Annotated in this window: 19 protein-coding genes and 2 tRNA genes; 6 read left to right on the top strand and 15 right to left on the bottom strand. The window is 66.3% G+C overall.

What is annotated here, in order from left to right; all coding sequences use genetic code 11:
- Window positions 1–3,269: PAS domain S-box protein (locus tag VFL64_RS11965; RefSeq protein WP_489540601.1), on the bottom strand; the 3,269-nt coding region annotated here is incomplete at its 3' end.
- A 104-nt stretch (window positions 3,270–3,373) separates the two neighbouring features.
- On the opposite strand from VFL64_RS11965, the gene VFL64_RS11960 reads away from it, so the two are divergent.
- Window positions 3,374–4,054: an HAD family hydrolase gene (locus VFL64_RS11960; RefSeq protein ID WP_489540600.1), complete on the top strand. Its 681-nt coding sequence runs from the start codon at window positions 3,374–3,376 to the stop codon at window positions 4,052–4,054.
- On the opposite strand, the gene VFL64_RS11955 is transcribed toward VFL64_RS11960, so the two are convergent.
- From VFL64_RS11955 to argA, 6 genes are all read right to left on the bottom strand, one after another.
- A complete protein-coding gene (locus VFL64_RS11955; protein WP_489540599.1) occupies window positions 4,051–4,995 on the bottom strand; it encodes an adenylate/guanylate cyclase domain-containing protein in 945 nt (314 codons plus the stop codon). The genes VFL64_RS11960 and VFL64_RS11955 overlap by 4 nt on opposite strands.
- Window positions 4,996–5,069: 74 nt before the next feature.
- Window positions 5,070–7,280 (bottom strand): RNA polymerase sigma factor RpoD, encoded by a 2,211-nt coding sequence (gene rpoD / locus VFL64_RS11950; protein ID WP_489540598.1) that lies wholly within the window; start codon window positions 7,278–7,280, stop codon window positions 5,070–5,072.
- Between the two features lie 247 nt (window positions 7,281–7,527).
- Window positions 7,528–9,363 carry a DNA primase gene (gene dnaG, locus VFL64_RS11945; protein WP_489540597.1) on the bottom strand — a complete coding sequence of 612 codons (1,836 nt, stop codon included), beginning with the start codon at window positions 9,361–9,363 and terminating at the stop codon, window positions 7,528–7,530.
- 71 nt (window positions 9,364–9,434) lie between these two features.
- Complete coding sequence (locus tag VFL64_RS11940) at window positions 9,435–9,743, bottom strand: H-NS histone family protein (protein WP_489540596.1); 309 nt, start codon at window positions 9,741–9,743, stop codon at window positions 9,435–9,437.
- A gap of 124 nt (window positions 9,744–9,867) precedes the next feature.
- Window positions 9,868–10,143 (bottom strand): oxidative damage protection protein, encoded by a 276-nt coding sequence (locus VFL64_RS11935; RefSeq protein WP_480313756.1) that lies wholly within the window; start codon window positions 10,141–10,143, stop codon window positions 9,868–9,870.
- Window positions 10,144–10,186: 43 nt separating this feature from the next.
- Complete coding sequence (argA, locus tag VFL64_RS11930; RefSeq protein ID WP_489540595.1) at window positions 10,187–11,527, bottom strand: amino-acid N-acetyltransferase; 1,341 nt, start codon at window positions 11,525–11,527, stop codon at window positions 10,187–10,189.
- A gap of 54 nt (window positions 11,528–11,581) precedes the next feature.
- Here argA and hrpA point away from each other — a divergent pair, with 54 nt between their 5' ends.
- The 3 genes from hrpA (at window position 11,582) to VFL64_RS11915 (ending at window position 15,638) form a co-directional block, all read left to right on the top strand.
- The gene (gene hrpA, locus VFL64_RS11925) at window positions 11,582–15,415 is read left to right on the top strand and encodes an ATP-dependent RNA helicase HrpA (protein ID WP_489540594.1); all 3,834 of its coding nucleotides are present in this window, start codon (window positions 11,582–11,584) and stop codon (window positions 15,413–15,415) included.
- A 47-nt stretch (window positions 15,416–15,462) separates the two neighbouring features.
- A tRNA-Pro gene (locus tag VFL64_RS11920) sits at window positions 15,463–15,539 on the top strand.
- Between the two features lie 22 nt (window positions 15,540–15,561).
- Window positions 15,562–15,638 (top strand) — tRNA-Arg (locus VFL64_RS11915).
- 14 nt (window positions 15,639–15,652) lie between these two features.
- Here VFL64_RS11915 and VFL64_RS11910 read toward each other — a convergent pair.
- Together VFL64_RS11910 and VFL64_RS11905 are read right to left on the bottom strand one after the other, a co-directional pair.
- Entirely contained in the window at window positions 15,653–16,957 is a 1,305-nt protein-coding gene (locus VFL64_RS11910) for a protein kinase domain-containing protein (RefSeq protein ID WP_489540593.1), read from the bottom strand.
- A 190-nt stretch (window positions 16,958–17,147) separates the two neighbouring features.
- Entirely contained in the window at window positions 17,148–17,840 is a 693-nt protein-coding gene (locus VFL64_RS11905; RefSeq protein ID WP_489540602.1) for a glutathione binding-like protein, read from the bottom strand.
- Between the two features lie 62 nt (window positions 17,841–17,902).
- Between VFL64_RS11905 and VFL64_RS11900 the strand changes: the two genes are divergently transcribed.
- Window positions 17,903–18,646, top strand: coding sequence for a hypothetical protein (locus VFL64_RS11900; RefSeq protein ID WP_489540592.1), 744 nt, complete (start codon window positions 17,903–17,905; stop codon window positions 18,644–18,646).
- Between the two features lie 22 nt (window positions 18,647–18,668).
- Here the strand turns inward: VFL64_RS11900 and VFL64_RS11895 are convergent, their stop codons facing one another.
- The 3 genes from VFL64_RS11895 to VFL64_RS11885 all read right to left on the bottom strand — a co-directional run bounded on the left by VFL64_RS11895 (window position 18,669) and on the right by VFL64_RS11885 (window position 21,530).
- Window positions 18,669–19,907: an acyl-CoA dehydrogenase family protein gene (locus VFL64_RS11895; RefSeq protein WP_489540591.1), complete on the bottom strand. Its 1,239-nt coding sequence runs from the start codon at window positions 19,905–19,907 to the stop codon at window positions 18,669–18,671.
- A 98-nt stretch (window positions 19,908–20,005) separates the two neighbouring features.
- Entirely contained in the window at window positions 20,006–20,710 is a 705-nt protein-coding gene (locus VFL64_RS11890; RefSeq protein ID WP_489540590.1) for a Crp/Fnr family transcriptional regulator, read from the bottom strand.
- 40 nt (window positions 20,711–20,750) lie between these two features.
- Window positions 20,751–21,530: an oxepin-CoA hydrolase, alternative type gene (locus tag VFL64_RS11885; RefSeq protein WP_489540589.1), complete on the bottom strand. Its 780-nt coding sequence runs from the start codon at window positions 21,528–21,530 to the stop codon at window positions 20,751–20,753.
- Between the two features lie 138 nt (window positions 21,531–21,668).
- Here VFL64_RS11885 and VFL64_RS11880 point away from each other — a divergent pair, with 138 nt between their 5' ends.
- Window positions 21,669–23,540 (top strand): type IV pilus assembly protein FimV, encoded by a 1,872-nt coding sequence (locus VFL64_RS11880; protein WP_489540588.1) that lies wholly within the window; start codon window positions 21,669–21,671, stop codon window positions 23,538–23,540.
- Here the strand turns inward: VFL64_RS11880 and VFL64_RS11875 are convergent.
- Genes VFL64_RS11875 through VFL64_RS11865 form a run of 3 tightly spaced genes read right to left on the bottom strand, consistent with a single transcriptional unit; the run spans window position 23,521 to window position 26,082 of the window.
- The gene (locus VFL64_RS11875) at window positions 23,521–24,690 is read right to left on the bottom strand and encodes a pyridoxal phosphate-dependent aminotransferase (RefSeq protein WP_489540587.1); all 1,170 of its coding nucleotides are present in this window, start codon (window positions 24,688–24,690) and stop codon (window positions 23,521–23,523) included. The two genes, VFL64_RS11880 and VFL64_RS11875, sit on opposite strands and share 20 nt — an antisense overlap.
- The gene (locus VFL64_RS11870) at window positions 24,687–25,646 is read right to left on the bottom strand and encodes a CysB family HTH-type transcriptional regulator (RefSeq protein ID WP_489540586.1); all 960 of its coding nucleotides are present in this window, start codon (window positions 25,644–25,646) and stop codon (window positions 24,687–24,689) included. The genes VFL64_RS11875 and VFL64_RS11870 overlap by 4 nt, the downstream gene beginning before the upstream one ends.
- A 34-nt stretch (window positions 25,647–25,680) precedes the next feature.
- Window positions 25,681–26,082, bottom strand: coding sequence for a sirohydrochlorin chelatase (locus VFL64_RS11865; RefSeq protein WP_489540585.1), 402 nt, complete (start codon window positions 26,080–26,082; stop codon window positions 25,681–25,683).
- Between the last annotated feature and the right edge of the window lie 65 nt (window positions 26,083–26,147).

The raw sequence follows: 26,147 nt of genomic DNA, 5'->3' as shown, positions 1-26,147 counted from the left end.
GTCAGCCGACCACCTGTCACGTTCTCCACCCGCCAGCGCACCAGGCCGCCCTGGCGGTTGTACTTGACGGCGTTGGAGGCGACGTTCAGCAGCACCTGGCGCAGACGCTGCATGTCGGCATGCACCCAGGTGCCCGGCATGACCTGGTTGTCGAACTGCACCTGCCGCGCCTGCGCGGTGGGCGTCAGCAGCTCCATCGAACGCGTCACGGCCTCGCACAGATCCACCGCACCGACGTTCAGGGAGAGCGCGCCGTCTTCAATCTTCTGCAGGTCGAGCACGTCGTTGATCAGGCTCAGCAGGTGTTCGCCGGCATCCAGCACGTGGTTGGAGTACTCGTGCACGACCTTGGCGTCGAGCGTGCCCTGGTTCAGGCCCAGCAGCTGCGAGAAGCCGATCACCGCGTTGAGCGGCGTGCGCATCTCGTGGCTCATGCGGGAGAGGAACTCGCTCTTGGCCTGGCTGGCCAGCTCGGCGGCCTGCTTGTCGCGCAGCATCTGTTCGGCCTGCTTGTTGCGGGTGATGTCGGTCTGCGTACCGACCATGCGCAATGCCCGCCCGTCCGGGCCGTAGCTCACGACCTTGCCGCGGTCGCGTATCCATATGTCGTGGCCCTGGCGATGGCGCACGCGGTATTCGATGTCGTAGAGGGGCGTCTGCCCGCGCAGGTGACGCCGGACTTCGGTCGCGATGCGGGACAGGTCGTCAGGGTGGGTCCGCGAGCGCCACTCATGCTCGGCGTCGCCGATCTCGTGCTCGGCGTAGCCGCGCATCTCCTTCCAGCGGGTCGAGTAGAAGAAGCGGTTGCTGCGAATGTCCCAATCCCAGACGCCGTCGCCGGGGCCGTCGAGGGCGAGCTTCCAGCGTTCCTCGGCCACCGCGAGCGCCTGCTCGGCGGCGCGTTGCTGCGTGATGTCGCGGAAGGTCAGCACCACCGAGAAGGTGCTGCCCTCGGGCCGCAGCTGGAGCGGGTGGGCGTTCAGCGCCACCCAGCGCAACTCGCCGTCGGGCCGGCGCAGCGCATGGAGCTGGTTCATCAGCGGCCGGTTGCCGTGCACGACCCGCAGGACCGGGTGCTGCTCCAGCGACAGGGGTTTCTCGTCGGGGCCGAGAAACTCGAAGGGCCAGGCCCCTGACTGGTTCACCACCGCGGCTTGGTCGATGCCGAGGATGTCGCAACCAGCCGGGTTGACGGCACTGATGGACAAGCCCGGCGTGACCACCAGCAGGCCGTCGCTGATGGCCGAAGCGACCGAGCGGTAGAGCTCTTCGCTCAGGCGCAACTTGTCGGCAGAGCGGCTTTGCTCGGTCACGTCGCGCTGGACGCCGATGTAGTGGGTGAGATGGCCCGAGGCATCGCGCACCGGTGCCACGTGCAAGGCGTTGCTGAACACCGTGCCGTCCTTGCGCACGTTGTGCAAGGTGACGGTGGCCGCACGGCCTTCGCTCAGCGCCTCGCGCAGCGAATTGGCCACGGGCTGGTCGCGCAGGTGGCCTTGCAGGAAGCGGCAGTTCCGGCCTATCACTTCGCTGCGGGTGTAGCCGGTGAGTCGCTCGAACGCCGGGTTGACGTAGATCAGCGGCATGTCGGGCTGGGTGGCGTCGGCCACGCTGATGGGCAGCGAGGCATCGGCTTCGAGCGCGCGCTGCATGATGAGCACATCGCGCTCCAGGTGGCGCAGTTCCGTGAGGTCGCGCGTGACGTAAAGCACCTGCGCGTTGGGCATGGGCGAGATGCGCGCCTCGAAGATGCGGCTCACCCCATCGGGCATGGTGAGGTCGTAGTCGATGCGTTGCACTTGTCCGCTGGCGAGGGCACGCTTGATGGTGGCCACGGCCCGCTCGGCCAGCGCCTGGGGCACACCGGCCGCGAACGGCTTGCCACGCACATCCTCCCATCGCTGGACCAGTAACGGATGCGTTTCAGAGCTGCACTTGAGGTAGTGGCCCTCGGCATCGAGCACGAACCACAGGTCGGGCACGGCCTCGAGCACGGCGCTGAGCTGGGCGCGCGACTCGCGCAGCTGCAGCTGCTGCTCCGCGAGGGCCAGCTCGGCCCGCTTGCGGTCGGTGATGTCGACCGAAAGGTGCACCACGCTGCCGTCGGGCAGCAGGCGGTCGCTGACGATCACCCAGCGGTCGCGCCAGCGCATCTCGTGCCGCTCGCCGCGCGGAGTGGGCAGGCTCAAGCGCCAGCGCACGAAGGCGTCGCGGTCGGGCCAATCGGGGTAGAAGCCCGCCGTTGCCATCTGCTCTACGAGCTGGGGCCAGGTCTTCAGGTTGTCGAGGTAAGGGCCGATGCTGCGACGCCACAGCGTGTTGGCCAGCACGATGCGGCCTTCGGCGTCGCTGATCATCACGCCTGCCGTGATGCTGTTGAGCGCGTCGCGCAGCAGGGCCTCGGCCTTGCGGGCGGCCTGCTGGGCCTGCATGCGTTCGGTGATGTTGCTGGTGGTGCCACGGTAGCCACAGAAGCGCCCATCGGCATCGAACACCGGGGTGCCGCTGATGCTTACGGTGATGCGGCCGGTGGTGGTTTCGCGGTCGAAGATCACGTCGCGGAAGGGCTCCCGCCGGGCGCGCGCCTCCTTGTAGCGCTGCAAGGAGGCGGTGGTGTCGTCTTCGCGGGGGATGTTGATCTCGGCCAGCGTGTGGCCCAGCACCCGGTCCGATGGCAGCCCGGTGTGCGCCTCGACGCCCGACGAGACCCAGCGCACGCGGCCGGTCTCGTCGCTTTCCCACAGCCAGTCGCTGCTCGACAGGCTGGCCACGCGCACGCGTTCGGCATGCAGGCGCCAGCGCTCTTCCTTGAGGCCGGCTTCAAGCAGCGAGGCAGCCATCTGCGCCACGTCGCGCAGGCTGCGCAGTTGTGCTGCATCGAACGCTCGGGCGGTGGCGTCCATCGCGCAGACCAGGCCGATGACGTGCCCATCGACCACGATGCGCATGGCGGCCAGCGCCTGGACATGGCCGGCTTCGGTGAGCCATCGGTGATCGGCCAAGGCCTGCGTCCCGGCGCCGAGAACGAAGCCTTCGGGGGCGAGCAGGGCGTCCAGAAAGGCCGGCGAAGGACGAGACAGCTCGCGGTGCTGCAGGCCGATCCAGGCCTTCAGCTGCAACGCGGTGTCGTCCAGCAAGCCGAGCCAGGCAATGGGGCAGTGCAGGTGCTCGGCCAGCAGGCGCACCAGCGACTCGAAGGTCGTCTGGGGCGGGGAGGAAAGCGCGCGCAGCGCGCTCAGCGTTTGCTGCCGGCCGGCGTCATCGGACACGGGATTCATCCATCACTACCGAAATTGCGCCCTCAGTGTGCGAAGCACTGTAGCGGAGAGAATGCTCGGTGACGACCCTGGTTCCCCCGCAACAACGACAACTGATGCACACACTTCCGCTCGCGTTGACCCTGGATCTGGACGACACGCTGTGGCCGATCTGGCCAACGATCGATCGCGCCGAGGGGGTGCTTCACGCCTGGCTGACCGAACACGCACCGGCGACGGCGGCGCGCTTCGACCGGGCTGCGCTGCGAACCCTGCGCAACGAGGTGGCCGTGGAAAGCCCAGATCGCCTGCACGACCTGAGCGCGCTGCGGCAAGAGAGCCTGCGCCGCGCACTGCAGCACGCGGGCGATGACGAGGCGCTCGCTGCGCCGGCCTTCGAGGTCTTCTTCGCGGCGCGGCAGGACGTCGTGCTCTACGACGAGGTGCTGGCCGTGCTCGAACGCCTTTCGCAGCGTTTTCCGCTGATGGCCTTGACCAATGGCAATGCCGATCTCGATCGGATCGGCTTGTCGCGCTTCTTTCGCGGCAGCGTCACTGCGCGCAACCTGGGTGTGGCCAAGCCCGACCAGCGCATCTTCCACCATGCCTGCGAGCGACTGGGCTGCGCTCCGGGCCAGGTGCTGCACATCGGCGACGACTACGAGCTCGACGTGGTGGGCGCTGTGAATGCCGGTCTGCAGGCCGTGTGGCTGCGGCGCGAAGGCGAGTTGCTCGCGGGGGACGGCTACCGGGTGTTCAGCACCCTCACGGCACTGGCCGACGAGTTGCTGGCCTAGAAGTCCTCTTGCGGCTGCGTGTCGGAGAACTTCAGGATCTCGAAGCGCACGCAGGGCGCGGTGGGGTCGGTGAGGGTGGCACCCAGGCCGATCAGTCCCGAGCCGTGCAGCGTGCAGGTACCGCGGCGCAACGCGACGATCTCCGAGTCGTTGGAGAAGCGCACATAAGTGCCGTTGAAGCTCAGGTCGGTGAGCTGGAAGGCGCCGCCATGCCAGTCGATGCGGGCGTGCGAACGCGAGACGCGGGAGTCGTCGATGCAGTACGTGACCTGCGGGCTGCGCCCCAGCACCACGGGCAGGCTGGGCCCGGCATAGACGCGGTTCATGTCCAACCAGATCAGGCGGATGCCTTCGGGCTCCAACTGTGGCATCAATTCGCCGTAGGCGGTGGCGGCGGTGTCGCCGAATCGGCGGCCTTCGAGCAGGTGCACGTGGACGGGCTCGACGCGGCCACGCAGCTGCACCTTGTCGAGGCTGCGAAAGCGCTGCCGCAGGTCGCTCGCCAGCCCGGTGACCACACTGGCGGTGGCCAAGGTCTCGTTGTCGCCTGCGTGGTCGAGCAGGCGGGCGGCGACGTTCACGGCATCACCAAAGCAATCGCCCGACATCTCCACCACTTCGCCATGCGCCAGCCCCACCTGCAGCTTGAGCACGGGCATGTGCCGCTGCGGGCTGCTGGCGTTGGGCGGGATGATGCGGTCGAGCGAGTCGTGCATCTCATCGGCCGCGGCCACGGCGGCGGCCGGCTCGGCGAATACCGCCATCAAGCCATCACCCAGGGTCTTGACCACCACACCGCCGGAAGTGGAGACGATTTGTGCGATCAGCGAAACGCTGCGTGTGACCACCGTCGTGGCTTCGGCATTGCCAAGGGTCTCGTACAGCGCCGTGCTGCCGCGCAGGTCGGCAAACAGCACGGTCCGCTGAAGAATCTGCGTCATCCGTGAAGTTTATGGCAACCCACATGAAAAAAGCCCCGGCAAAAAGGGCCGGGGCTTGGGGGTTTCTCTGAGGATCAGAGGTTGTCGAGGTAGGTTCTCAGCTTGTCCGAACGGCTCGGGTGCTTGAGCTTGCGGATGGCCTTCGCTTCGATCTGGCGGATGCGCTCGCGCGTCACGTCGAACTGCTTGCCGACTTCTTCCAGCGTGTGGTCCGTGCTCATCTCGATGCCGAAGCGCATGCGCAGCACCTTGGCTTCGCGCGGCGTCAGCGAGTCGAGGATGTCCTTCACCACGTCGCGCAGGCCGGCCTGCATGGCGGCTTCGATCGGCGCGGTGTTGTTGGTGTCCTCGATGAAGTCGCCCAGGTGCGAATCGTCGTCGTCGCCGATGGGGGTTTCCATCGAGATCGGCTCCTTCGCGATCTTCATGATCTTGCGGATCTTGTCCTCGGGGATCTCCATCTTCTCGGCCAGCGTCGGAGCATCCGGCTCGAAGCCGAACTCCTGCAGGTGCTGGCGCGACAGGCGGTTCATCTTGTTGATCGTCTCGATCATGTGCACCGGGATGCGGATGGTGCGCGCCTGGTCGGCAATCGACCGGGTGATGGCCTGCCTGATCCACCACGTGGCGTAGGTCGAGAACTTGTAGCCGCGGCGGTATTCGAACTTGTCCACCGCCTTCATCAGGCCGATGTTGCCTTCCTGGATGAGGTCGAGGAACTGCAGGCCCCGGTTGGTGTACTTCTTCGCGATGGAGATCACGAGGCGCAGGTTGGCCTCGATCATCTCCTTCTTGGCATCGCGCGACGACTTCTCGCCTTCGTTCATGCGCTTGTTGATGCCCTTCAGGTCTTCAAGCGGCACCACGGCGCGTGCCTGCTGGTCGGTCAGCTTCTTCTGCAGCTCTTGAATGGCGGGCAGGTTGCGCGACAGGATGGCGCTGTAGGGCTTGCCGGCAGCTGCTTCCTTCTCGGCCCACTTCAGGTTGAGCAGGTTGGGCGGGAAGTGCTTGATGAAGTATTCCTGCGGCATGCCGCACTTGTCGACCAGGATCTTGCGCAGTTCGCGCTCGTAGCGGCGCACGTCGTCCACCTGCGAGCGCAGGATGCCGCACAGCTTCTCGATGGTCTTGACGGTGAAGCGGATGGTCATCAGCTCGGCGCTGATGGCCTGCTGCGACTTGTCGTACGAGGCGGACTGGTAGCCGTCCTTCTCGAAGGACTTGCGCATCTTGTCGAAGTTGCCGCGCAGGCTCTCGAACTTGGTCAGCGCGGCGGCCTTCAGCTCTTCGAGCTTCTTGGTGAGTGCCTTGCTGCCGCCCTGGCCGTCGTCGTCGTCTTCTTCGTCGAAGAAGTCAACGTCTTCTTCAGCCACGTAGTCGTCGGCCTCGTCTTCGGAGACGAAGCCATCGACCACCTCGGAGATCTGCATCTCGCCCGCGCCAATCTTGTCGGCGTAGACGAGGATCTCGGCGATGGTGGTGGGCGAGGCGCTGATGGCAAGCATCATGGCCTGCAGACCACCTTCGATGCGCTTGGCGATCTCGATTTCGCCTTCGCGCGTGAGCAGTTCGACCGTGCCCATCTCGCGCATGTACATGCGCACCGGGTCGGTCGTGCGGCCGAACTCGGAGTCGACCGTGGAGAGCGCCGCTTCGGCAGCTTCTTCGGCTTCTTCTTCGGTGGCCGTCGTGGTGCCGCCGCCCGCGATCAGCAGCGTGGCGGCATCGGGTGCCTGCTCGTACACGGCGATGCCCATGTCGTTCAACATGGACACGATGGCTTCGAGGATTTCGGCGTCGACCAGCTTTTCGGGCAGGTGGTCGTTGATTTCCTGGTGCGTCAGGAAACCACGCGTCTTGCCCATCTTGATGAGCGTCTTGAGCTCCTGGCGGCGCTTGGCGACTTCTTCTTCGGTGAGTGCGGTTTCATCTAGGCCGAACTCACGCATTAGCGCGCGTTCTTTCGCGCGCGACACCTTCATGCGCAGCGGCTTGGCCTTGGCGGCCTTTTCCTCGCCGCCATCGGCTTCAGCTTCGGGCTCGCCCTGGAGGTCGGCCTCGATGTCGGAGAAGTCCTCTTCGGGCACTTCTTCCTTCTTGGCCGCACCGGCCTTGGGCTTGCGGCCCGGCTTGCCCTTGGGCTCGGCGGCGGCCTTGGCAGCCGGCTTGGCTGGGGCTGCAGCTGCCTTGGCCGGCTTCTTCTTGTCTTCGGCTTCGGCCTTGCCGGCTTTGGCGGGCGCAGCGGCTGGGGCTGCCTTGGCGGGAGCGCTCTTCTTCGCGGTCATGCAAATCCTCGAATGGTGGTGGGGTCGGCACTGAATCGGCTCGACAAGCCAACGCCGAAATGGACCGGTTCGTCACCGGTCAAATGGCATGCGGACAAGCATGGGCGAACATTTGGGGTGCAGTCCTTGCGGGAAAGGTGGCCTGTGATCCGCAATGGGAACCCCGTATCAGAGGGTGGCCGGGCCCGGAGGTGCTGCTGTCGCTCTTGCCGCGTAACAAACCCTTGATTATCGTCGAAGGGGCGGCTTACGTCAAAGTCGGCTGCTGCGCAAGGCTCAGGAGCTGCTTTCTGCGGGTTTCCAGCTCCCGCCAGCGGGTGAGCGCCTGGGGGTCGCTGGTCGCCCGTTGCATCCGCGCTTCCTGCTGAAGCTGGAGGGAACGGATCCACATGCCGTCGACGACCCGGCGCAGGTCGGCGAACTGAAGCTCGTCGGCCAGCGCGCTCTGCGGGACCAAGCGAGGGGCGGAATCGGCCCATTCGGTTTCCAGCAGGGCCTGCTCCAGCACCGCCCAAGGCGTTGCGCCATGGTCGTTGAGCTGGCGCTCCAGCCAGGCGCACAAGGGCCCGTGGGGCGGGGGCAGATCGGCCAGCAGCTCGTGGTCGTCGGCGTCGAGCTGCTGCCACCACTCGCTGTGCAAGAGAAGCATGCGCAGGGCGGTGTCGGCCGGGCTGGCGGGGGCCGCGCGGCTGCTCATGCGGCTGGGGCGTGCGGGCCGAGGACGGTCGCCGCCTGGCGCGTCGCGGGTGGGTTGCGCCTCGGAAGACCGTTTGGGAGCAGCGCTGCCTTGCCACAGGTGGGCCAGGTCGGCAGCTGCCAGCCCCCCTGACTGGGCCAGTTCGCCGAGCAGCTGAAGCTTCAACGCGCCTTCCGGCAAGGCCGACCACAGCGGCTTGGCGTTGGCCAGGAGCTTGGCCCGGCCCTCGGCGCTGTCGAGGTCCATGCCATCGCGGGCCGCCTCGATGAGCTGGCGCGACAAGGGGACGGCCTGTGCGACGCACCGCTCGAAGGCCTCGGCGCCGTGTTCGCGCACGTAGGAGTCCGGGTCGTGCTCGGGCGGCAGGAACAGGAAGCGCACGGTGCGCGTGTCGCTGGCGTGGGGGAGGGACGCTTCCAGCGCCCGCCCGGCGGCGCGGCGGCCGGCGGCGTCGCCGTCAAAGCTGAACACGACGGAGTCGGTGAAGCGGAAGAGCTTCTGCACGTGCTCGGCCGTGCAGGCCGTTCCCAGCGTGGCCACCGCGTTCGGGAAGCCGAGCTGGGCCAGCGCCACCACATCCATGTAGCCCTCGACCACCAGCACGTAGCCGCGCTGGCGCATGGCCGCACGCGCCTCGTGCAGGCCGTAGAGCTCGCGGCCTTTGACGAAAACCGGGGTTTCCGGTGAGTTGAGGTACTTGGGCTCGCCCTTGTCGAGCACGCGACCTCCGAAGCCGATCACGTCGCCCTGGACGGAGCGGATGGGGAACATGATGCGGTCGCGAAAGCGGTCGTAGCGCTTGCGGTCGGCCTCGTCTTCGCCGGTGGCGATCACCAGGCCGCTTTCTTCGAGCAGCGGGTCGTCGTACTTTGGGAAGACGCTGGCCAGGCCGCGCCAGCCGTCGGGGGCGAAACCCAGCCCGAAGGCCGCCGCAATCTCCCCGGTGAGGCCGCGGCCTTTCAGGTAGTCGATTGCCCGGGGATTCGCCTTCAGCTGCTTGCGGTAGTGGTCCGCGGCCTTGGACAGCACGTCGCTCAGCGTGGCCTGGCGCTCCTTCAGCTCGGCCGCGCGCTCGCGTTCCTGGGGCGAGCGGTCATCCTCGGGAACGGTCAGGCCGACTTGCTGGGCCAGATCGCGCACCGCATCGAGAAACCCCATGCCGGAGTACTCCATGAGGAAACCTATGGCGTTGCCGTGCACGCCGCAGCCGAAGCAGTGGTAGGTCTGGCGGGTGGCGCTGACGGTGAAGCTGGGCGTCTTCTCGCCATGGAATGGGCACAGTCCCTTGTGGTTGATGCCGGCCTTCTTGAGCTGCACATGGCGGCCCACGATCTCGACGATGTCGGCGCGCGAGAGCAGTTCTTGGACGAAGGTGGGCGGGATCACTGGGGAAGTCTAACGAAGGCCCCAAAGCGAAACGCCGCCCTCGGGCGGCGTTCACAGGGTTGTCAGGCGGATCAGATCGCGAAATCGCTGATTTTCTTGCCGGAAGCGAGGGCGGCTTTCAGCCACTTGGGCTGCAGGCCGCGACCGCTCCAGGTGTCGCCGGTGTCGGCATTGCGGTATTTGGGGGCGACCTTGGAGCCCTTGCTGACGCCGGCTTTGCTCGCCGGGCTCTTGCTTGTGAGGTCGGCCACCGTCAAACCATATTCAGACATCAATGCCCTGACTTTGCTGATGGCGTCTTGACGCTCACGCTTCTGAGTGGCTTCGATTTCCTGCTCGAGAGCCGCACGTTTTGCCAGCAAATCCTGAAGTGATGACATGTTGTATCTCCTTGAATATGCAGCTTGTGCTGCTGCTGTGGCGCATATTCTAGGGCAGGGGATAAACAATATGTCGTGATGTATTTGTTATCGGCGCCTCGCTATATAGGGGTACTTGACATATTCAGGAATTGCTGGGCGGTACATAACCTGCGGGTTGTTCGGCACCTTCGCCGAAGAAGAACCGCTCCATCTGGCGTGCCAGATACTGCCGAGCGCGCTGGTCGGCCAGATTCAGGCGGTTTTCATTGACGAGCATGGTCTGGTGCTTCATCCACAGCTGCCAGGCCTCCTTGCTGACTTCGTTGTAGATGCGTTTGCCGAGCTCGCCCGGGTAAGGGGCGAAATCGAGGCCTTCGCCCTCTTTCTTGAGGTGAACGCATTGAACGGTACGGGCCATGGGGTACTCCTTGGAAATGAATCGAGAGGCGGTTTGTGGTGCTTCAGGCGAGTTTCTTCACCAGCACCTGGGAGCGCCGGTCCCAGTTGTATTTGCGCTTGCGCGCTTCGGGAAGCCAGTCGGGATCGACCTGCGCAAAACCCCGCTTGAGAAACCAGTGCATGGTTTGCGTGGTGAGCACGAAGATGCTGTCGAGCCCGCTGGCCTTGGCGCGCTGTTCCACGCGCTTGAGAATGCGCTCCCCGTCTCCCTGGCCTTGCACGTCGGGCGACACCGTCAGCGCCGACATCTCGGCCGTGCGGCCTTCCGGGTAGGGGTAGAGCGCCGCGCAGCCGAAGATCACGCCGTCGTGCTCGATCACGGTGTAGTGGTCAATGTCGCGCTCGATCTCTGTGCGATCGCGCTTGACCAGCGTGCCGTTGCGCTCGAAGGGTTCGATCAGCTGCAGGATGCCGCCGATGTCGTCGGCCGTCGCCTCGCGCAGGCTTTCGAGCTTTTCGTCGACGATCATGGTGCCCACCCCATCGTGGGTGAACGACTCCATCAACACCGAGCCGTCGACCGAGAAGGGCACGATGTGCACCCGCTCCACGCCTGCTTCGCAGGCCTTCACGGCGTGCTGAAGGTAGAAGGCGGTGTCGGTGGGCTGCACCGGGTTGGGCAGGTTGGCGAGCAGCTTCTTGGCGTCGGCCAGAGCCAGCTCGGTGTCGATCTCGCTGTTGGGGTCTGACGGGTCGAGCGGAATGCCCTTGACCTCAGTGACGTAGATCAGCTTGTCGGCCTGCAGGGCATCGGCTGCGCTAGCGGCCACATCTTCCATGCTGAGGTTGAACGCTTCGCCAGTGGGCGAGAAGCCGAAGGGCGAGAGCATCACCAGGGCGCCGAAATCAACCGCACGCCGGATGCCCGCCGCGTCGATCTTGCGCACCAGGCCGGTGTGCTGGAAGTCCACACCGTCGAGAATCCCCACCGGCCGGGCGGTGATGAAGTTGCCCGACACCACCCGGATCTGCGCATGGGCCATCGGCGTGTTGGGCAGACCTTGCGAGAAGGCGGCCTCGATCTCGTACCGCATCTGGCCGGCGGCTTCTTGCGCGCAGTCGAGCGCGATGGCGTCGGTGATGCGCATGCCGTGGCTGAAACGCGAGCTGTGCCCCTTGGCCTTCAATTGCTCCTCGACCTGCGGTCGAAAGCCATGCACGAGCACCAGCTTGATGCCCATGGCGTGCAGGATCGCCAGGTCTTGCGCAAAGGTGGCCAGCTTGCCCGCGGCCACCAGTTCGCCGGCGATCGCCACCACGAAGGTCTTGCCTCGGTGCGCGTGGATGTACGGCGCGACGGCGCGGAACCACGGAACGAAGGTGTGAGGGAAGACAAGACTCATGGCGGCACTTTGAAATAATCAACGATTTTGCACGAAGGCCCTTCGGTTCCTCTGATGACTTCTCCCCCGCGCCGCAATGCGCCCCCGGTGGCCAACCCCATCCCGCCGATCACGTTTCCCGAATCGTTGCCCGTCTCGGGCCGGCGTGACGAGATCGCGCGGGCGATCGAAACCCATCAGGTGGTGATCGTCTGCGGCGAGACGGGCTCGGGCAAGACCACCCAGCTGCCTAAGATCGCGCTGTCGCTTGGGCGTGGCAAGGGCGCGGGCGGCAAGGGGTTGATCGGCCACACCCAGCCGAGGCGCATTGCCGCATCCAGCGTCGCCAAGCGTATTGCCGAGGAGCTGAAGACGCCTCTGGGCGAGCACGTCGGCTTCAAGGTGCGCTTCCAGGACCGCCTATCCGCCGGCGCCAGCGTCAAGCTGATGACCGACGGCATCCTGCTGGCCGAGACGCAGACCGACCCGCTGTTGAAGGCCTACGACACGCTGATCATTGACGAGGCCCATGAGCGCAGCCTGAACATCGACTTCCTGCTCGGCTACCTGCGGCAGATCCTGCCGCGCCGCCCGGATCTGAAGATCATCGTCACGTCGGCCACCATCGACGCCGACCGCTTTGCGCAGCACTTCGCGTCGCGCCACGGGCCGGCGCCGGTGATCCAGGTGTCGGGGCGGCTTTATCCCGTCGAGCAACGCTACCGCCCGTTCGAGGACAGCCGCGAGTACGGCCTGAACGATGCCATCGGCGATGCCGTCGACGAACTGTGGCGCGAAGGTGCTGGCGATGTGCTCGTCTTCCTGCCCGGCGAGCGCGAGATCCGCGAGGCGGCCGAGCACTTGCGCCGCCACCACCCGCCTGGCGTGGAAGTGGTGCCGCTGTTCGCTCGCTTGAGCCAGCAAGAGCAGGACATGGTGTTCGAGCCTCACAGCGCGCGCCGCATCGTGCTGGCCACCAACGTGGCCGAGACCTCGCTGACCGTGCCCGGCATCCAGTACGTGATTGACGCCGGCACCGCGCGCGTCAAGCGCTACAGCTACCGCAACAAGGTCGAGCAACTGCAGATCGAGCCGGTGAGCCAGGCCGCCGCCAATCAACGCGCCGGCCGCTGTGGCCGGGTGAGCAACGGCATCTGCATCCGCCTCTACGACGAGAAGGATTTCTCCGAGCGCACGCGTTTCACCGACCCGGAGATCCTGCGTTCCTCGCTGGCCGGGGTGATCCTGCGCATGAAGTCTCTGGGCCTGGGGCTGGTCGAGGACTTTCCCTTCATCGAACCACCGCCACGCCGCGCCATCGCCGACGGCTACCAGTTGCTGAACGAACTGGGCGCCGTCGACGACCAGAACGAACTCACCCCCATCGGCCGCGAACTGGCCAAGCTGCCGCTCGACCCGCGCGTGGGCCGCATGATCCTGGAGGCGCGCAGCCGGCAGGCGCTGGCCGAGGTGCTGGTGATTGCGTCGGCCTTGAGCGTGCAGGACGTGCGAGATCGACCGCTGGAGCAGCAGCAGGCGGCCGACAACGCGCACAAGAAGTTCGACGACGAGAAGTCTGAGTTCATGGGCACGCTCAAGCTCTGGAAGTGGCTGGAAGACGCGAAAGGAGGCCAGGGCGAACACAAGCTCTCGCACCGCAAGCAGGAGCAGCTGCTGCGCGAGCACTTCATCTCGCCGCGCCGCGTGCGCGAGTGGCGCGACATCCACTCGCAGCTGCACACCGTGGTGGCCGAGCACGGCTGGCGCCTCAACGGGTCGGCCGCGACTTACGAGCAGCTCCATCTGTCGATGCTGGCCGGCTTGTTGGGCAACATCGGCCTCAAGAGCGACGAGGACGACTGGTACCTGGGCGCGCGCGGCATCAAGTTCTACAAGCACCCCGGCGCCAACCTGAGCAAGAAGCCGGGTCGCTGGATCGTGGCCGCCGAACTGGTGGAGACGACGCGCCTCTTTGGCCGCGGCATTGCGGGCATCGAGCCGCAATGGTTGCCCACGATCGCCGGCCACCTGATCAAGACGCAGCTGCTGGAGCCGCACTGGGAGAAGAAGGCCGGTGAGGTGGTCGCGCTGGAGCGCGCCACCCTCTACGGCATCGTGATCTACAGCAACCGGCGGGTGAACTTCGGCAATGTCGACCCGGCTGCGGCACGCGAGATCTTCATCCGCGAGGCGCTGGTCAACGGCGAATGGGACACCCGGCTGCCGTTCCTCGCGGCCAACCGCAAGCTCATCGCGCAGGTCGAGGAGCTGGAACACAAGTCGCGGCGGCAGGACGTGCTGGTCGACGATGAGTTGATCTACGCCTTCTACGACCAGCAACTGCCCGCCGAGGTGTGCAGCGGTTCGAGCCTGGAGCGCTGGTACCGCGACGAGGTGAAGCGGCAGCCCAAACTGCTGCAGCTGACGCGCGAGGAGTTGATGCGCCACGAGGCGGCGGGTATCACCACGGCGGCGTTCCCCAAGACCTTGCGCCTGGGCGGCATCGACTGCGTTGCCAGCTACCTGCATGAACCCGGCGACCCCAAGGATGGCGTGACCGTGACCGTGCCGCTCTTCGCGCTCAACCAGGTCAACGACGAGCGCTGCGAATGGCTGGTGCCGGGCATGCTCAAGGACAAGGTGCTGGCGCTGGTGAAGAGCCTGCACCAGCGCCCGCGTTCACGCCTGGTGCCGCTGCCCGACTACGCTGAAGAGTTCTGCGAACTCACGCCCTTTGCCCAGGGGGCGCTGATGGATGTGTTGCTCAAGGCGGTGCGCGATCGCACGCAGATCGCCGTGCAGCGCAACGACTTCAAGCTGGAGCAGCTGCCGCCGCACCTCTTCATGAATTTCCGCGTGGTCGACGAGCACGGGCGGCAGTTGGGCACGGGCCGCAACCTGGCCAGCCTGAAGGCCGAGCTTGGGGGGCAGGCGCGGTCCGCCTTCCAGGCCTTGGCGGCATTGCGGCCGCAGGCCCAGCAGCCGGCTTCGGCACCAGTTGCTGCAGTGCCTTCGAAGGCTTCCGTCGTGGACGTGGCCAAAGCCGAAGCGGCTCCGGCCGAGAAGCAATACACCGACTGGAGTTTCGGCGAGCTGCCTGAGCTGATGGAAGTCCGGCGCGGCAACCAGACGCTGATCGGCTTTCCGGCGCTCATCGACCGCGGCAACCACGTGCTGATCGAGGTGTTCGACGAGCCCGACATCGCAGCCACCAAGCACCGCGCCGGCCTGCGCCGGCTGGTCGCGCTGCAGATCCGCGATGCGCTCAAGTACCTGGAGAAGAACATCCCCGACCTGCAGAAGATGGCGATGCTCTACACGCCGCTGGGCACGGCCGACGAGCTGCGCGAACAGATCGTCGACCTGGCGCTGGACCGGGCCTTCCTGGCGGACCCCTTGCCCACCGACGCCGCCGCCTTCAAGCGCCGCATCGACGAAGGGCGAGGGCGCCTGACGCTCATCGCGAACGAGGTGGCGCGCAGTGCCTTGCTGGTGCTGACCGAGTACGCCGCGGCAGCGCGCAAGCTCAAGGACGCGCGTGCCCCCAAGGACGTGGCAGACGACATCCAGGCTCAGCTGGGCCGGCTGGTGCCCAAGCGCTTCGTGCTGGGCACGAGCTGGGCGCAGCTGGCACACCTGCCGCGCTACCTGAAGGGCATTGCGATGCGCCTCGACAAGCTGCGTGCCGACCCCGCGCGGGACGCGTCACGCCTGAGCGAGCTTCGGCCGCTCGAGCAGCGCTACCTGCGCCTCGTGGCCGAGCGGCGCGGTGTGCACGATGCCCGGCTCGACGAGTTCCGCTGGCTGATTGAGGAATTGCGCATCAGCCTCTTCGCCCAGGAGCTGCGCACACCCCAGCCGGTGAGCGTGAAGCGGCTTGAAAAGAGCTGGCAGCAGATCAATGCGTGAGGCTCGGGAAGAAACGGCGAATTGACTGGGTACAATGCGCGCTTGTTCGGAGCGTAGCGCAGCCTGGTAGCGCAACTGGTTTGGGACCAGTAGGTCGCGAGTTCGAATCCCGCCGCTCCGACCATCCATCTTCCCGCATCCCCGCGCTGCCCGTAGCTCAACTGGATAGAGCAGCTGCCTTCTAAGCAGCAGGTCGGGGGTTCGAGTCCCTCCGGGCAGGCCAACCCCGCCGGGCGATCAAGCAAACAGCAGCCAGCCCAGCGCACCCAGGCATGCCAGCACCACGGCGCACAGCCCGGCGATCAGCTTGAGGCGCTGCCAGCGGTTCACCGGTACCCGAGGCATCGGGGTGTATGCCAAAGGGATGTAGCCCGTCGCGTTCTGCGGCAATTGCTCGTCGGCCGACTCCATGGCGTCGAACGGGTTCTCGCGCAGGGGTGGCAGGCTCGGCTCGGCTTCTTCGGTCAGCGTGGGCAGCACCGGGGCTTGGAAGGGTTCGATGTCGTCAATCCAGTCGGACGGCCGGTTGTCGAACTTTGCAAGAAGCGCCAGCACGCTCTCGGATGAATTCAACGGGTACTCGCTCTGCGGGGCTTGCACGGGCGCGCGCTTGGGCGCTCGGGTGGGCTTGGCCGCGGGGGTGGGCGGCTCTGGCTCCTCGGGCTCGGCCGCGGCGGCGTGGGGCTTCTCTTCGGCGGTGGGCGGCACCGGCTGAGGCTTGGGCTCGAAAAGGGCACGGAACTCCGCCTCGGTGCGCGGTCGATCCTTTGGCGCCGCGGCAAGGGCCGCATCGATGCCACCGAGGAAGTCGGGGTGATACCCCAAGGCCGAGGCACTGTCCTTGAGCCGGGTCAGCACGTCGGCCAGCGGCTCGTAGCGCGTCGAGGCTGTAGGAGCCGCCCAGTGGGCGCTGATCGCAAAGTGCAGCACCGCCGCGACGGCGTGCAGGTCGTCGACCATCGTTTGCTGGATCTTGGCCGGGTCGGCATAGGCGTCGATGTAGGGGAAGCGCACGTCGCTCATCACCGCGTGGTGAACGGCGTCGAAGTCCATCAGCACCGGGTGGCCGTCGTCGGGCACGAAGATGTTGATGGGTTCGATCTGTCCGTGCGCAAGGCCGGAGCCATTGAGCACGCGCAGCGCGTTCAGCAGGCCATCGAGCAAGACCTGCAGCTCAGCCTGGCTGGCCGGCGCGCTGGCGCTGGAGCGCCTGGCCAGCAGGGTGCTTCCCACCAGATACGGCATGGCGCGGTAGATGGTGCCGTTTGCTTCCCAGACGCAGCTCACGCGCAGCAGGTTGGGGTGGTCGTACTGCGAGAGCGTGAGGGCTTCGGCAGCAAACGCCTCCAGTCCGCGCTGGAAGGCTGTGGCGTGCGAAGGGTCGAGCAGTTCGACGACACCATCGACCTGGCGGGTCGCGATGGCAGAGGGCAGGTACTCCTTGATGGCGACCGTGTTGCCGTCGTTCACGTTCGTGGCAAGGTACAGCGCGCCGAAGCTCGTGAGACCGAGAAGCTGCGTGATCTGAAAGTCTTCCAGCATGGCGCCCGGCGCGAGCGCATGCCCAGCTCCTACGGGAAACTGGCCAGGCGGCTGAAGCGGTTCAGACAGGTTCATCGCGGCAAGCGGGCAAACGCAGCACCCAGACGGGCGAAAGTGTGTATTTTGCCGCGCTTCGCGGGCTTTCCGGCCCGGACTGCCTACCTTGGTTCAGGGGTGTCCCGGGGCGGGATCAGTGTCTTTTGTACTGCTGCGCCCCGAAAAGAGCCTCGCGCGCCTGCGTGTCGACCAGGGGTTTTCGCAGGTCGGCCAGCACCTCGACGCCCCGCTGCACGGCCGGCCGGCCGGCGATCTCGTCGAACCAGCCCTTGAGGTGGGGGTAGTCGGCCCAGTCGATGCCCTGGTTCTTCCACGATCGCAACCAGGGGAAGACGGCGATGTCGGCAATGGTGTAGTCCGGGCCGGCGATGTACTTGCTCTTGGACAGGCGTTTGTCCATCACACCGTAGAGCCGCTTCGCCTCGTTCGTGTAGCGGTTGATCGCGTACTCGATCTTCTCCGGCGCGTAGATGCGGAAGTGGTGCGCCTGGCCCAGCATGGGGCCGACGCCACCCATCTGGAACATCAGCCACTGCAGCACCTCGTAGCGGGCCGTCACGGACTCCGGCAGGAACTTGCCCGTCTTGCCGGCCAGGTACAGAAGAATCGCGCCGGATTCGAAGAGGGAGATTGGCTTGCCCTCGGGCCCGTCGGGGTCGGTGATCGCGGGGATCTTGTTGTTGGGGCTGATGGCCAGAAACTCGGGCTTGAACTGGTCGCCGGCCCCGATGTTCACGGGGTGGGCGCGGTAGGCGAGCCCACATTCTTCGAGCATGATGTGAACCTTGTGGCCATTGGGTGTGGGCCACGAATACACTTCGATCATCGCCATGCTCCTCTCATCGCGGCACGCGCCGTGTGTGCCACTCTAGTTGATGCCACCTCATCATGCTTGACGCTTTCAAGAAGCTGATCTCGCGCCCCCCTCCCGGGCCCGAATGGCGTGAAGTGTCTGAATGGGCCAAGCGCAACAAGCTGGCGTTCAAGCGCGAAAGCGAAGGCACCGGCTTTGCCCTGGTCGGGGGCATGGAAAGCAAGCCCTGGCGCTTGGAATGGGGCCCGCCGCAGCGCAACTACATCGAAGGCAACGAGTTGCGCCTGCGCATGGAACTCGGCCTCTCGCCCAATCTGCAGATGTTGCTGATCTCGCAACCATTGCTCGAAACGCTGGAGCGGCAGACTTTCGAGCGTTTCACCGAAAGCACGCAGACGGTGATCGACTCGAACACCCCCGAAGAGATGCGCTGGCTCGCCATGTTTTCCAAGGTGCCGTACAAGGCCTCGAAAGAGGTTCGCATGCGGTTCGCGCTCGTAGGCAACGTGTCGGCCGAGGCGGAGAGCTGGGTCGAGGGTGCGCTGGCGCATCAGATGGAAGAGGCGGCTGCCGGCTTCCTGAAGGGCGAGCCGCCTTTCGTGCTGATGCTGCTGCGTGGCCGCGCCTATCTGCGCATGCAGATGCCCGAGCCCGATGTCGCGCACATCGGGCAATCGATTGGCGTCTTCGAAACGGCGGTGCTGCAGGCTCTGCGAGTGGCGGGCCTGGGGGCAGAGAAGGGGAGCGATTGGTCGTCCACCGGCTCCACTGCCTGGCAGACCCAACTCGGCCTCGAAGACGACCCCAAGAGGCGCTGAGCCTCCGGGGTTTTTGCCGGGCTCAGGCGTAGCGCCCGAGCTCCATCTTGGCGATGGCGTTGCGGTGCACTTCGTCTGGGCCGTCGGCGTAGCGCAGCGTGCGTGCCATGGCGTAGAAGTAGGCGAGCGGGAAGTCGTCCGACACGCCGCCGCCGCCGTGGACCTGCATCGCCCAGTCGATCACCTGGCAGGCCATGCTGGGCGCCACCACCTTGATCATGGCGATCTCGGCCTTGGCCGTCTTGTTGCCAGCCACGTCCATCATCCAGGCCGACTTGAGCGTGAGCAATCGGGCCTGCTCGATCATGCAGCGCGCTTCGGCGATGCGCTCGCGCGTCACGCCCTGCTCGGCGACGGTGCGGCCGAAGGCCACGCGCTTGCTGGCGCGCTTGCACATCAGCTCGAGGGCGCGCTCGGCCAGGCCGATCAGGCGCATGCAGTGGTGGATGCGGCCTGGGCCGAGGCGGCCCTGGGCGATCTCAAAGCCACGGCCCTCGCCGAGCAGGATGTTGCTGGCCGGCACGCGCACGTTCTCGAACAGGATCTCGCAATGGCCGTGCGGCGCATCGTCGTAGCCGAAGACGGGCAGGGGGCGGATCACGGTGATGCCCTTGGTGTCGGCCGGCACCAGGATCATCGACTGCTGGCTGTGGCGCGGCGCCGTCAGGTCGGTCTTGCCCATGAAGATGTAGACCGCGCAGCGCGGGTCGCCGGCGCCCGAGATCCACCATTTGCGCCCGTTGATGACGTAGTCATCGCCTTGCCGCTCGATGCGTGATTCGATGTTGGTTGCGTCGGACGAAGCCACCGCGGGTTCGGTCATGGCAAAGGCGCTGCGGATCTTGCCGTCGAGCAGCGGTTCGGCCCAGCGCTTCTTGTGCTCGGCCGAGCCGTAGCGAATGATGGTCTCCATGTTGCCGGTGTCGGGCGCCGAGCAGTTGAAGACCTCGCTCGACCACATCACACGGCCCATGATCTCGGCCAGAGGCGCGTATTCCTGGTTCGACAGGCCGGGGCCGTATTCGGCTTCGCGCACCGAGCCGTCGGCGCTGGGCGGGAGGAAGAGGTTCCACAGGCCTTGCTCGCGCGCCTTGAGCTTGAGCTCCTCGATCAGCTTGAGCGGCGTCCAGCGCTTGCCGGCTTTCGTGTTGGCTTCGATCTCTGCTTCGTAGCGCGACTCGGCCGGGTAGATGTAGTCGTCCATGAAGCGCAGAAGCTTCGCCTGGAGTTCCTGGGTGCGGGGGGAGTAACCAAAGTCCATGCCGGTCTCCTAGTAGGTTGTGTGAGGGCGCGTTTGCCCCGCGCTGTGCGCCATGCGGCGCGCAACGCTGTGCAGACGAAACGCTGGGAAAGGGGGAGTCAGCGCTCGGCGAGTGCGAGCAGCTTGTCTTTGGAGATCACCACAAGCCGGGTCGGCTCGATGCGCACGGCGCCATCGCGCTCGAAGCCTTTCAGCTCCTGGTTCACGCGCTGGCGCGAGGCGCCCAGCAGCTGGGCCAGGTCTTCCTGGGCGAGCTGCAGGCCGATCCGCGTCTCGTCGCCCTGCTTGACGCCGTAGCCGCGTGCCAGCAGCAGGATCTGCTTGGCCAGGCGTGCCGACAAGGGGCGGGTGTTGAGGTCTTCGATCATGTCGAACATCAGGCGCAGGCGCCGGCAGTTCAGGCGCAGCAGAGCTTCGTAGAGTTCGGGGTGCTGCGACAGCAGTTCGTGGAAGTCGGCCTTGCGCACCACCAGCAGCGTGGTCTCGCCATGCGCATTGGAGTCGTGCGTGCGCGGGAAGTTGTCGAACAGCGAGATGTCGCCGAACCACACGCCGGGTTCCACATAGGTGAGCACGATCTCCTTGCCCGAGAGCGATACCGAGCTCACGCGCACCGCACCCTTGGCCACGCCGCACCACGAGTCGGGTGCTGCGCCGCGCGACGACAGCATCGCGCCGTCTGCCAGACGCCGCACATGCGACCTCGAAAGGATGGCTTCGCGCAAAGGCTGTGAAAGTTTGGAGAACCACGAGCCAGACTCGATGTTGGACTGCTCTTCGATTGTAAGAACGGGGTTGCTCATGTTGGGTCTCTGACGCGACAGACGAATGGGCACTCAGCTGTCAGCTAAAACGCGCGGGCCGCTTGTCCAGAAAGGACTGGATGCCTTCGCCGCCATTGGCGTGGAAGAAGTTGTCGAGGAAGTGCGCGCGCTCGGCATCGAGCTGCTGCGCGAGGCTGCGCTCGGGCCACTGGTTGACGAGGTCCTTGGCGCTGGCGATGGCGTTCGGCGCGCATTGCGCCAGGCGCTCGGCTACCTCCAGCGCTTGGGTCAAGGCATGGCCGCTCGGTGTCACCCAGTTGACGATGCCGTGTGCGTGAAGCAGTTGCGCGGTGACGGGTTCCGAGAGCCACAGCAGTTGCAACACCAGGCTGCGCGGCATGCGCTGCATGAGGTGCCAGCTGCCGCCGCCATCGGGCGAGAGGCCGATGCGGCCATAGGCCATGACGAACTTCGCGTTCTCTGCGGCGACGATGAGGTCGCAGGCCAACGCCAGCGAGAAGCCACCGCCCGCGGCCGCACCTTCGACGGCGGCGATCACCGGCTTCGGGAAGACGCGGATCACCTCGATGAAGTCGTGGAAGCCCTGCAGCATGCCGTCTTGCGCCGAGGGTTCGGCGGCTCGGTTGGCCTTGAGGTCATGCAGGTCGCCACCGGCGCTGAAGTGCGCGCCGTCGCCCCGCAAGACCACGCAGCGCACGGTGTCGTCGGCCTCGGCCACTTCGAGTGCTTCGACGCCGGCTGCGAACACCTGCTCCGACAGTGCATTGCGCGAAGCCGGGTCGCTGATGCTCAGGACCAGGGTGCCGTCGCGTCGTTCGGCGTGCAATTCGGAGGGCATGGATGGATGGTGGAGAGGCGCGCGAAACGCGTGCCAGCGATTGTGTCACGCGGCATGCCTGCGCGTTTCCGAGGCCCGTTTTGCCTCTGAAGAGACGGGACTTCATGCTAGAGTCAAAACGCTATCCGCCCCCAACGAATGCAGAGACTTCTGACCTCGCTCGCGCTGTTCCTTGCTCTTGGGTTGAGCGCAGGTGCGGCGACGGCGCTGGGGTTCGGCAAGGTCAGTTCTGCCACCACGCTGGGTCAAGCGTTGAACTTCTCGATCGGCCTGCGCCTCGACCCCAACGAGGCCATCGAGTCGCGCTGCATCAAGGCCGAAGTCACGCTGGGCGACCGCACATTGCCCGATGCCGTGGTCCGCACACGGCTGGAAACCGCAGCGGCCAGTGGCGAGCGCCGGGTTCGGGTCACCACCACCATTCCCATCGACGAGCCGGTGGTGAACATCCAGCTGCAGGTCGGTTGCCCCTCCAGCCTGTCGCGCAGCTTCATGGTCTTTGCTGATCCGCCGGTGCGTGGTGCCGAGGCATCTGGCAGCGCGCAGGCCGAAGAGGGCTGGACCGCCGAGCGCGCCGAGTCGTCGGTGAGCCCGGTGCTGGCGGCCGTGCCCCCGTCGGCCCAGGCCAGCGAGGCAGGTCGTTCAAATCCTCGCGCGCGCAAGCGGTCCAGCGACTCTGGGGAGCCGAGCAGCCGCGCCGAAGCGGCCGCCTCGACGCGCACGGCCGCTGCGGGTTCGGGCGCGCGTTCGCGTGCGCGCCCCGCCGAACCGAAGCCCTCGGGTGGCGCGGTGCTGCGCCTCGATCCGGTGGAAGCCGATGCGCTGATCTTTCCTTCGCTGCAGATGGCCACCAAGCTGAGCGAGCCGGCCGACCCCTCGGCATCGGGTGCAGCGCCGCAGTTCGTGGACCCAGAACAGCAGCAGCGCCTGCGCGAGCAGGAGCGGCTGAAGGCCATGGAGGCCACGCTGCTCAAGCTGCGCACCGACAGCGAGGCGACGCAAAAGAGTCTGTTCGAGATGCAGCAGCGCGTGCGTGCCGCCGAAGCTTCCCGCTACGCCAACCCCCTGGTCTACCTGCTGCTCTTCTTGTGCACTCTGCTGGCTGCGGGCCTGGCGGGCATGTGGTGGTTGCGGCGGCGCGACCGTCTGGCCGGGGCGTGGTGGACACCGCCGGCCGATGGGGCGGTTGCGGCCGAACCGGTGGTCGCAGCGGCGGTCGCAGAAGAGGTGGACCTGGCTCCGTTGCCGCCCCCCGAGTCGGCCCCCATGCCCGCGCCGCGGCCCGAGCCCGTGCCGCCGATGTTCGCGCCCTTGTCACCGTCCACGCCGGCGCCCTTGCGCAGCGCCGAACCCGAGGCGGCCGAGCCGCGCCGGCCGATGTCGGCCGAGGAACTGATCGACCTCGAACAGCAGGCCGAGTTCTTCGTGGTGCTGGGTCAGGACGACGCGGCCATCGACCTGCTGATGGGCCATGTGCGCAGCACCGGTGGCGTGAGCCCCTTGCCCTACCTCAAGCTGCTCGAGATCTACCGTCGCCGCGGTGAACGCGAACCCTACGACCGGATGCGCGAGCGCTTCAACCGCCGCTTCAATGCCTACGCACCCGAGTGGGATGTCGACCCCGAGATGGGGCTCAGCCTCGAAGGCTACCCGGAGGTGATGAGCCGCCTGCAACGCGCCTGGGCCTCGCCGTCACAAGCGATGGAACTGCTCGATGCATCGCTGTTCCGCCGCGATGCCGGGCCGACCTTCGACGTGCCTGCGTACCGTGAACTTCTGTTCCTGTACGGGATGTCTCGCGACCTGGCCGAGCGTGACACCGGCCCGGACGGCGTCGACCTGCTGCTGCCCTTCGACGACTCCCAGCCGGCATCCACCTTCACCAGCGTGCCGTCCACGCCGTATCAGCCGCCGGTGCCACCGTCCTTCTCTCTCGACCTCGATGTGTCGACCGATCAGCCGCCGCTGCTCTCGCTGGACGACACCGACTTCAAGAAAAGCAAGCTCTGAGGCGGGCGAGGGCGAGCTCCAGCGTCTCGTCTTTCTTCGCAAAGCAGAAGCGCGCGAGCTTTTGCTCGAACCCGCCGGGGTAGAAGGCCGAGAGCGGTATCGCCGCGACGCCCACCTCGGTGATGAGCCAGCGGCAAAAGTTTTCTTCCGACAGGTCGCTCACGGCGGAGTAGTCCACGCTCTGGAAATAGCTGCCGGTGCTGGGCAGCAGTTTCAGCTTCGTCGACGCCAAGCCGGCGCGGAAGAGGTCGCGCTTGCGTTGGTAGAAGGCGCTCAGGCCCTCATAGGGCTGCGGGTCGGCCATGTAGTCGGCCAGGCCGTGCTGAACCGGGGTGTTGACGGTGAACACGTTGAACTGGTGCACCTTGCGGAACTCGGCCATCAACGACGCCGGGGCGGCCACGTAGCCCACCTTCCAGCCGGTCACGTGGTAGGTCTTGCCGAAGCTCGAGATCACGAAGCTGCGCGCCGCGAGTTCGGGGTGGCGCGAGACGCTTTCGTGCCGCAGCCCGTCGTAGACCATGTGCTCGTAGACCTCGTCGGCGATCACCATCACGTTGGTGGGGCGCAGCAGCGCGGTCAGACGCTGCATGTCGTTGGCGCTCCAAATGGTGGCGCTCGGGTTGTGCGGCGTGTTGATCAGGATGGCTCGGGTGCGCGGGCTGAGCGCAGCGGCGATGCGGTCGAAGTCAGGCCGGAAGGTGCGCGGCGTGAGCGGCACGTGCACGGCCTTGCCGCCGGCCAGTTCGATGTTGGGCTCGTAGCTGTCGTAGCACGGGTCGAGCACGATGACCTCGTCGCCCGGGTGAACGATCGCCAGGATGGTGGTCAGGATGGCTTGCGTGGCGCCGGCCGTGATGGTGATCTCGGTGCCGGGGTCGTAGCTGTGGCCGTAGATCCGGGCGATCTTCGCGGCCACCGCCTCGCGCAGCGGGATCACGCCGGCCATCGGCGGGTACTGGTTGAGGCCGCGCCGCATGGCGGCGTTCACGGCGTCGAGCAGGCGCGGGTCGCAGTCGAAGTCGGGGAACCCCTGGCCGAGGTTGACCGCGTTGTGTTGCTGGGCCAGTGCCGACATCACGGTGAAGATGGTCGTGCCCACCTGGGGCAGGCGGCTGGTCAGGGCAGGAGGAGTGAAGACGGTGCTCATAACTGGTAGTCCTGCGAGTCGGCGCCGCCTTGCTGCGAAGAGAGCGCGCGGGTGATGAGCGCGCGGGTCAGGCGGTCCGACAGCATCTCGGCGAAGGAGTAGACGAAGTTGCGCAGGTAAGCGCCGCGCTTGAAGGCCACGCGCGTGATGCTCTGGCCGAAGAGGTGGCCTACGGGCCGGGCAACCAGGTCGCCTCCAGGCGGATCGTCGCGTACCGCGATCTCCGCCACGATCCCCACGCCCAGGCCCAGGCGCACGTAGGTCTTGATCACGTCGGCGTCGATGGCTTCGAGCACGATGTTGGGCTTGAGGTGCCGGGCCGCAAAGGCCTGGTCGACGCGCGTGCGGCCGCTGAACGACGGGTGGTAGGTCACGATCGGCTCGCGCGCCAGGTCTTCGAGCGAGATGCGTTCCACCTGCGCCAGCGGGTGGCCGGCCGGCATCACCAAGGCGTGCTGCCATTCATAGCAGGGCAGGGAGACGAGATCGTCGGCGTCGCCGAGCGCCTCGGTCGCAATGCCGATGTCGGCCACTTCTTCCAGCAGCATCTGCGCCACCTGGGCCGGAGAGCCCTGGTGCAGGCTGATGTTGACCTTGGGGAAACGGCGCCGCAGCTGCGCCAGCGGCTCGGGCAGGAAGTAGCGCGCCTGGCTGTGCGTGGTGGCGATGGAGAGGGTGCCGCTGTCCTGCTTGGAGAACTCTTCGCCGATGCGCTTGAGGTTGCCGACCTCGCGCATGATGATCTCGATCGACTTGAGCACGTGCATGCCCGGCTCGGTGACGCGCCGCAGGCGCTTGCCGTGGCGCGCGAAGATGTCGACGCCCAACTCGCCTTCGAGTTCGAGGATGGCCTTGGAGATGCCCGGCTGGGAGGTGAACAGGGCCTTGGCGGTCTCGGTGAGGTTCAGGTCGCGCCGGACCGCCTCTTGGACAAACCGGAACTGGTGAAGGTTCATATTCCAAAGCAGTATGTTGACTGCCCGGATTAAATCACTTTGGGTCTGATGGAGTGTGGCTGTCGGCCAATGTGAGGGCGGCCTGGGCCATGGCCTGCACCACGGTGCTGACCTCGCCGACGGCCATCTGCAGATGCCAAGTGACGCGAGGGTGCGTGTGCGCCAGATCGGCGAGGAGAACAGGCAGGTCGCGGCGCACATGGCCACCGGCACCGAGGAAGAGCGGCACCACGTCGACCCGCGTGCAGCCCTGGGCTGCGAGCCGGTGGCCGGCGTCGGCGAGGGTGGGGGCCATGAACTCCAGGAAGGCCAGTTCCACCGGCATCTCCGGCCGCCGTTGGCGCACGATGGCCGCCACCGCGTCAAACGGCAGGGCCCAGTTCGGGTCGCGGGCCCCGTGTGCAAAGAGCAAGAGCCCAGGCTTGGCGGACTTCATGAAGAAGCGAGCGAAGCGAAGTGCCCATCAAGCAGCACCCTTGGGACGGGTTTCCCGGCCCGACG

The sequence above is a fragment of the Rhizobacter sp. genome (genome assembly GCF_035702065.1).
In the GTDB taxonomy this organism is placed as follows: Bacteria; Pseudomonadota; Gammaproteobacteria; order Burkholderiales; family Burkholderiaceae_C; genus Rhizobacter.
This window is presented reverse-complemented; position numbering and strand designations above follow the sequence as displayed.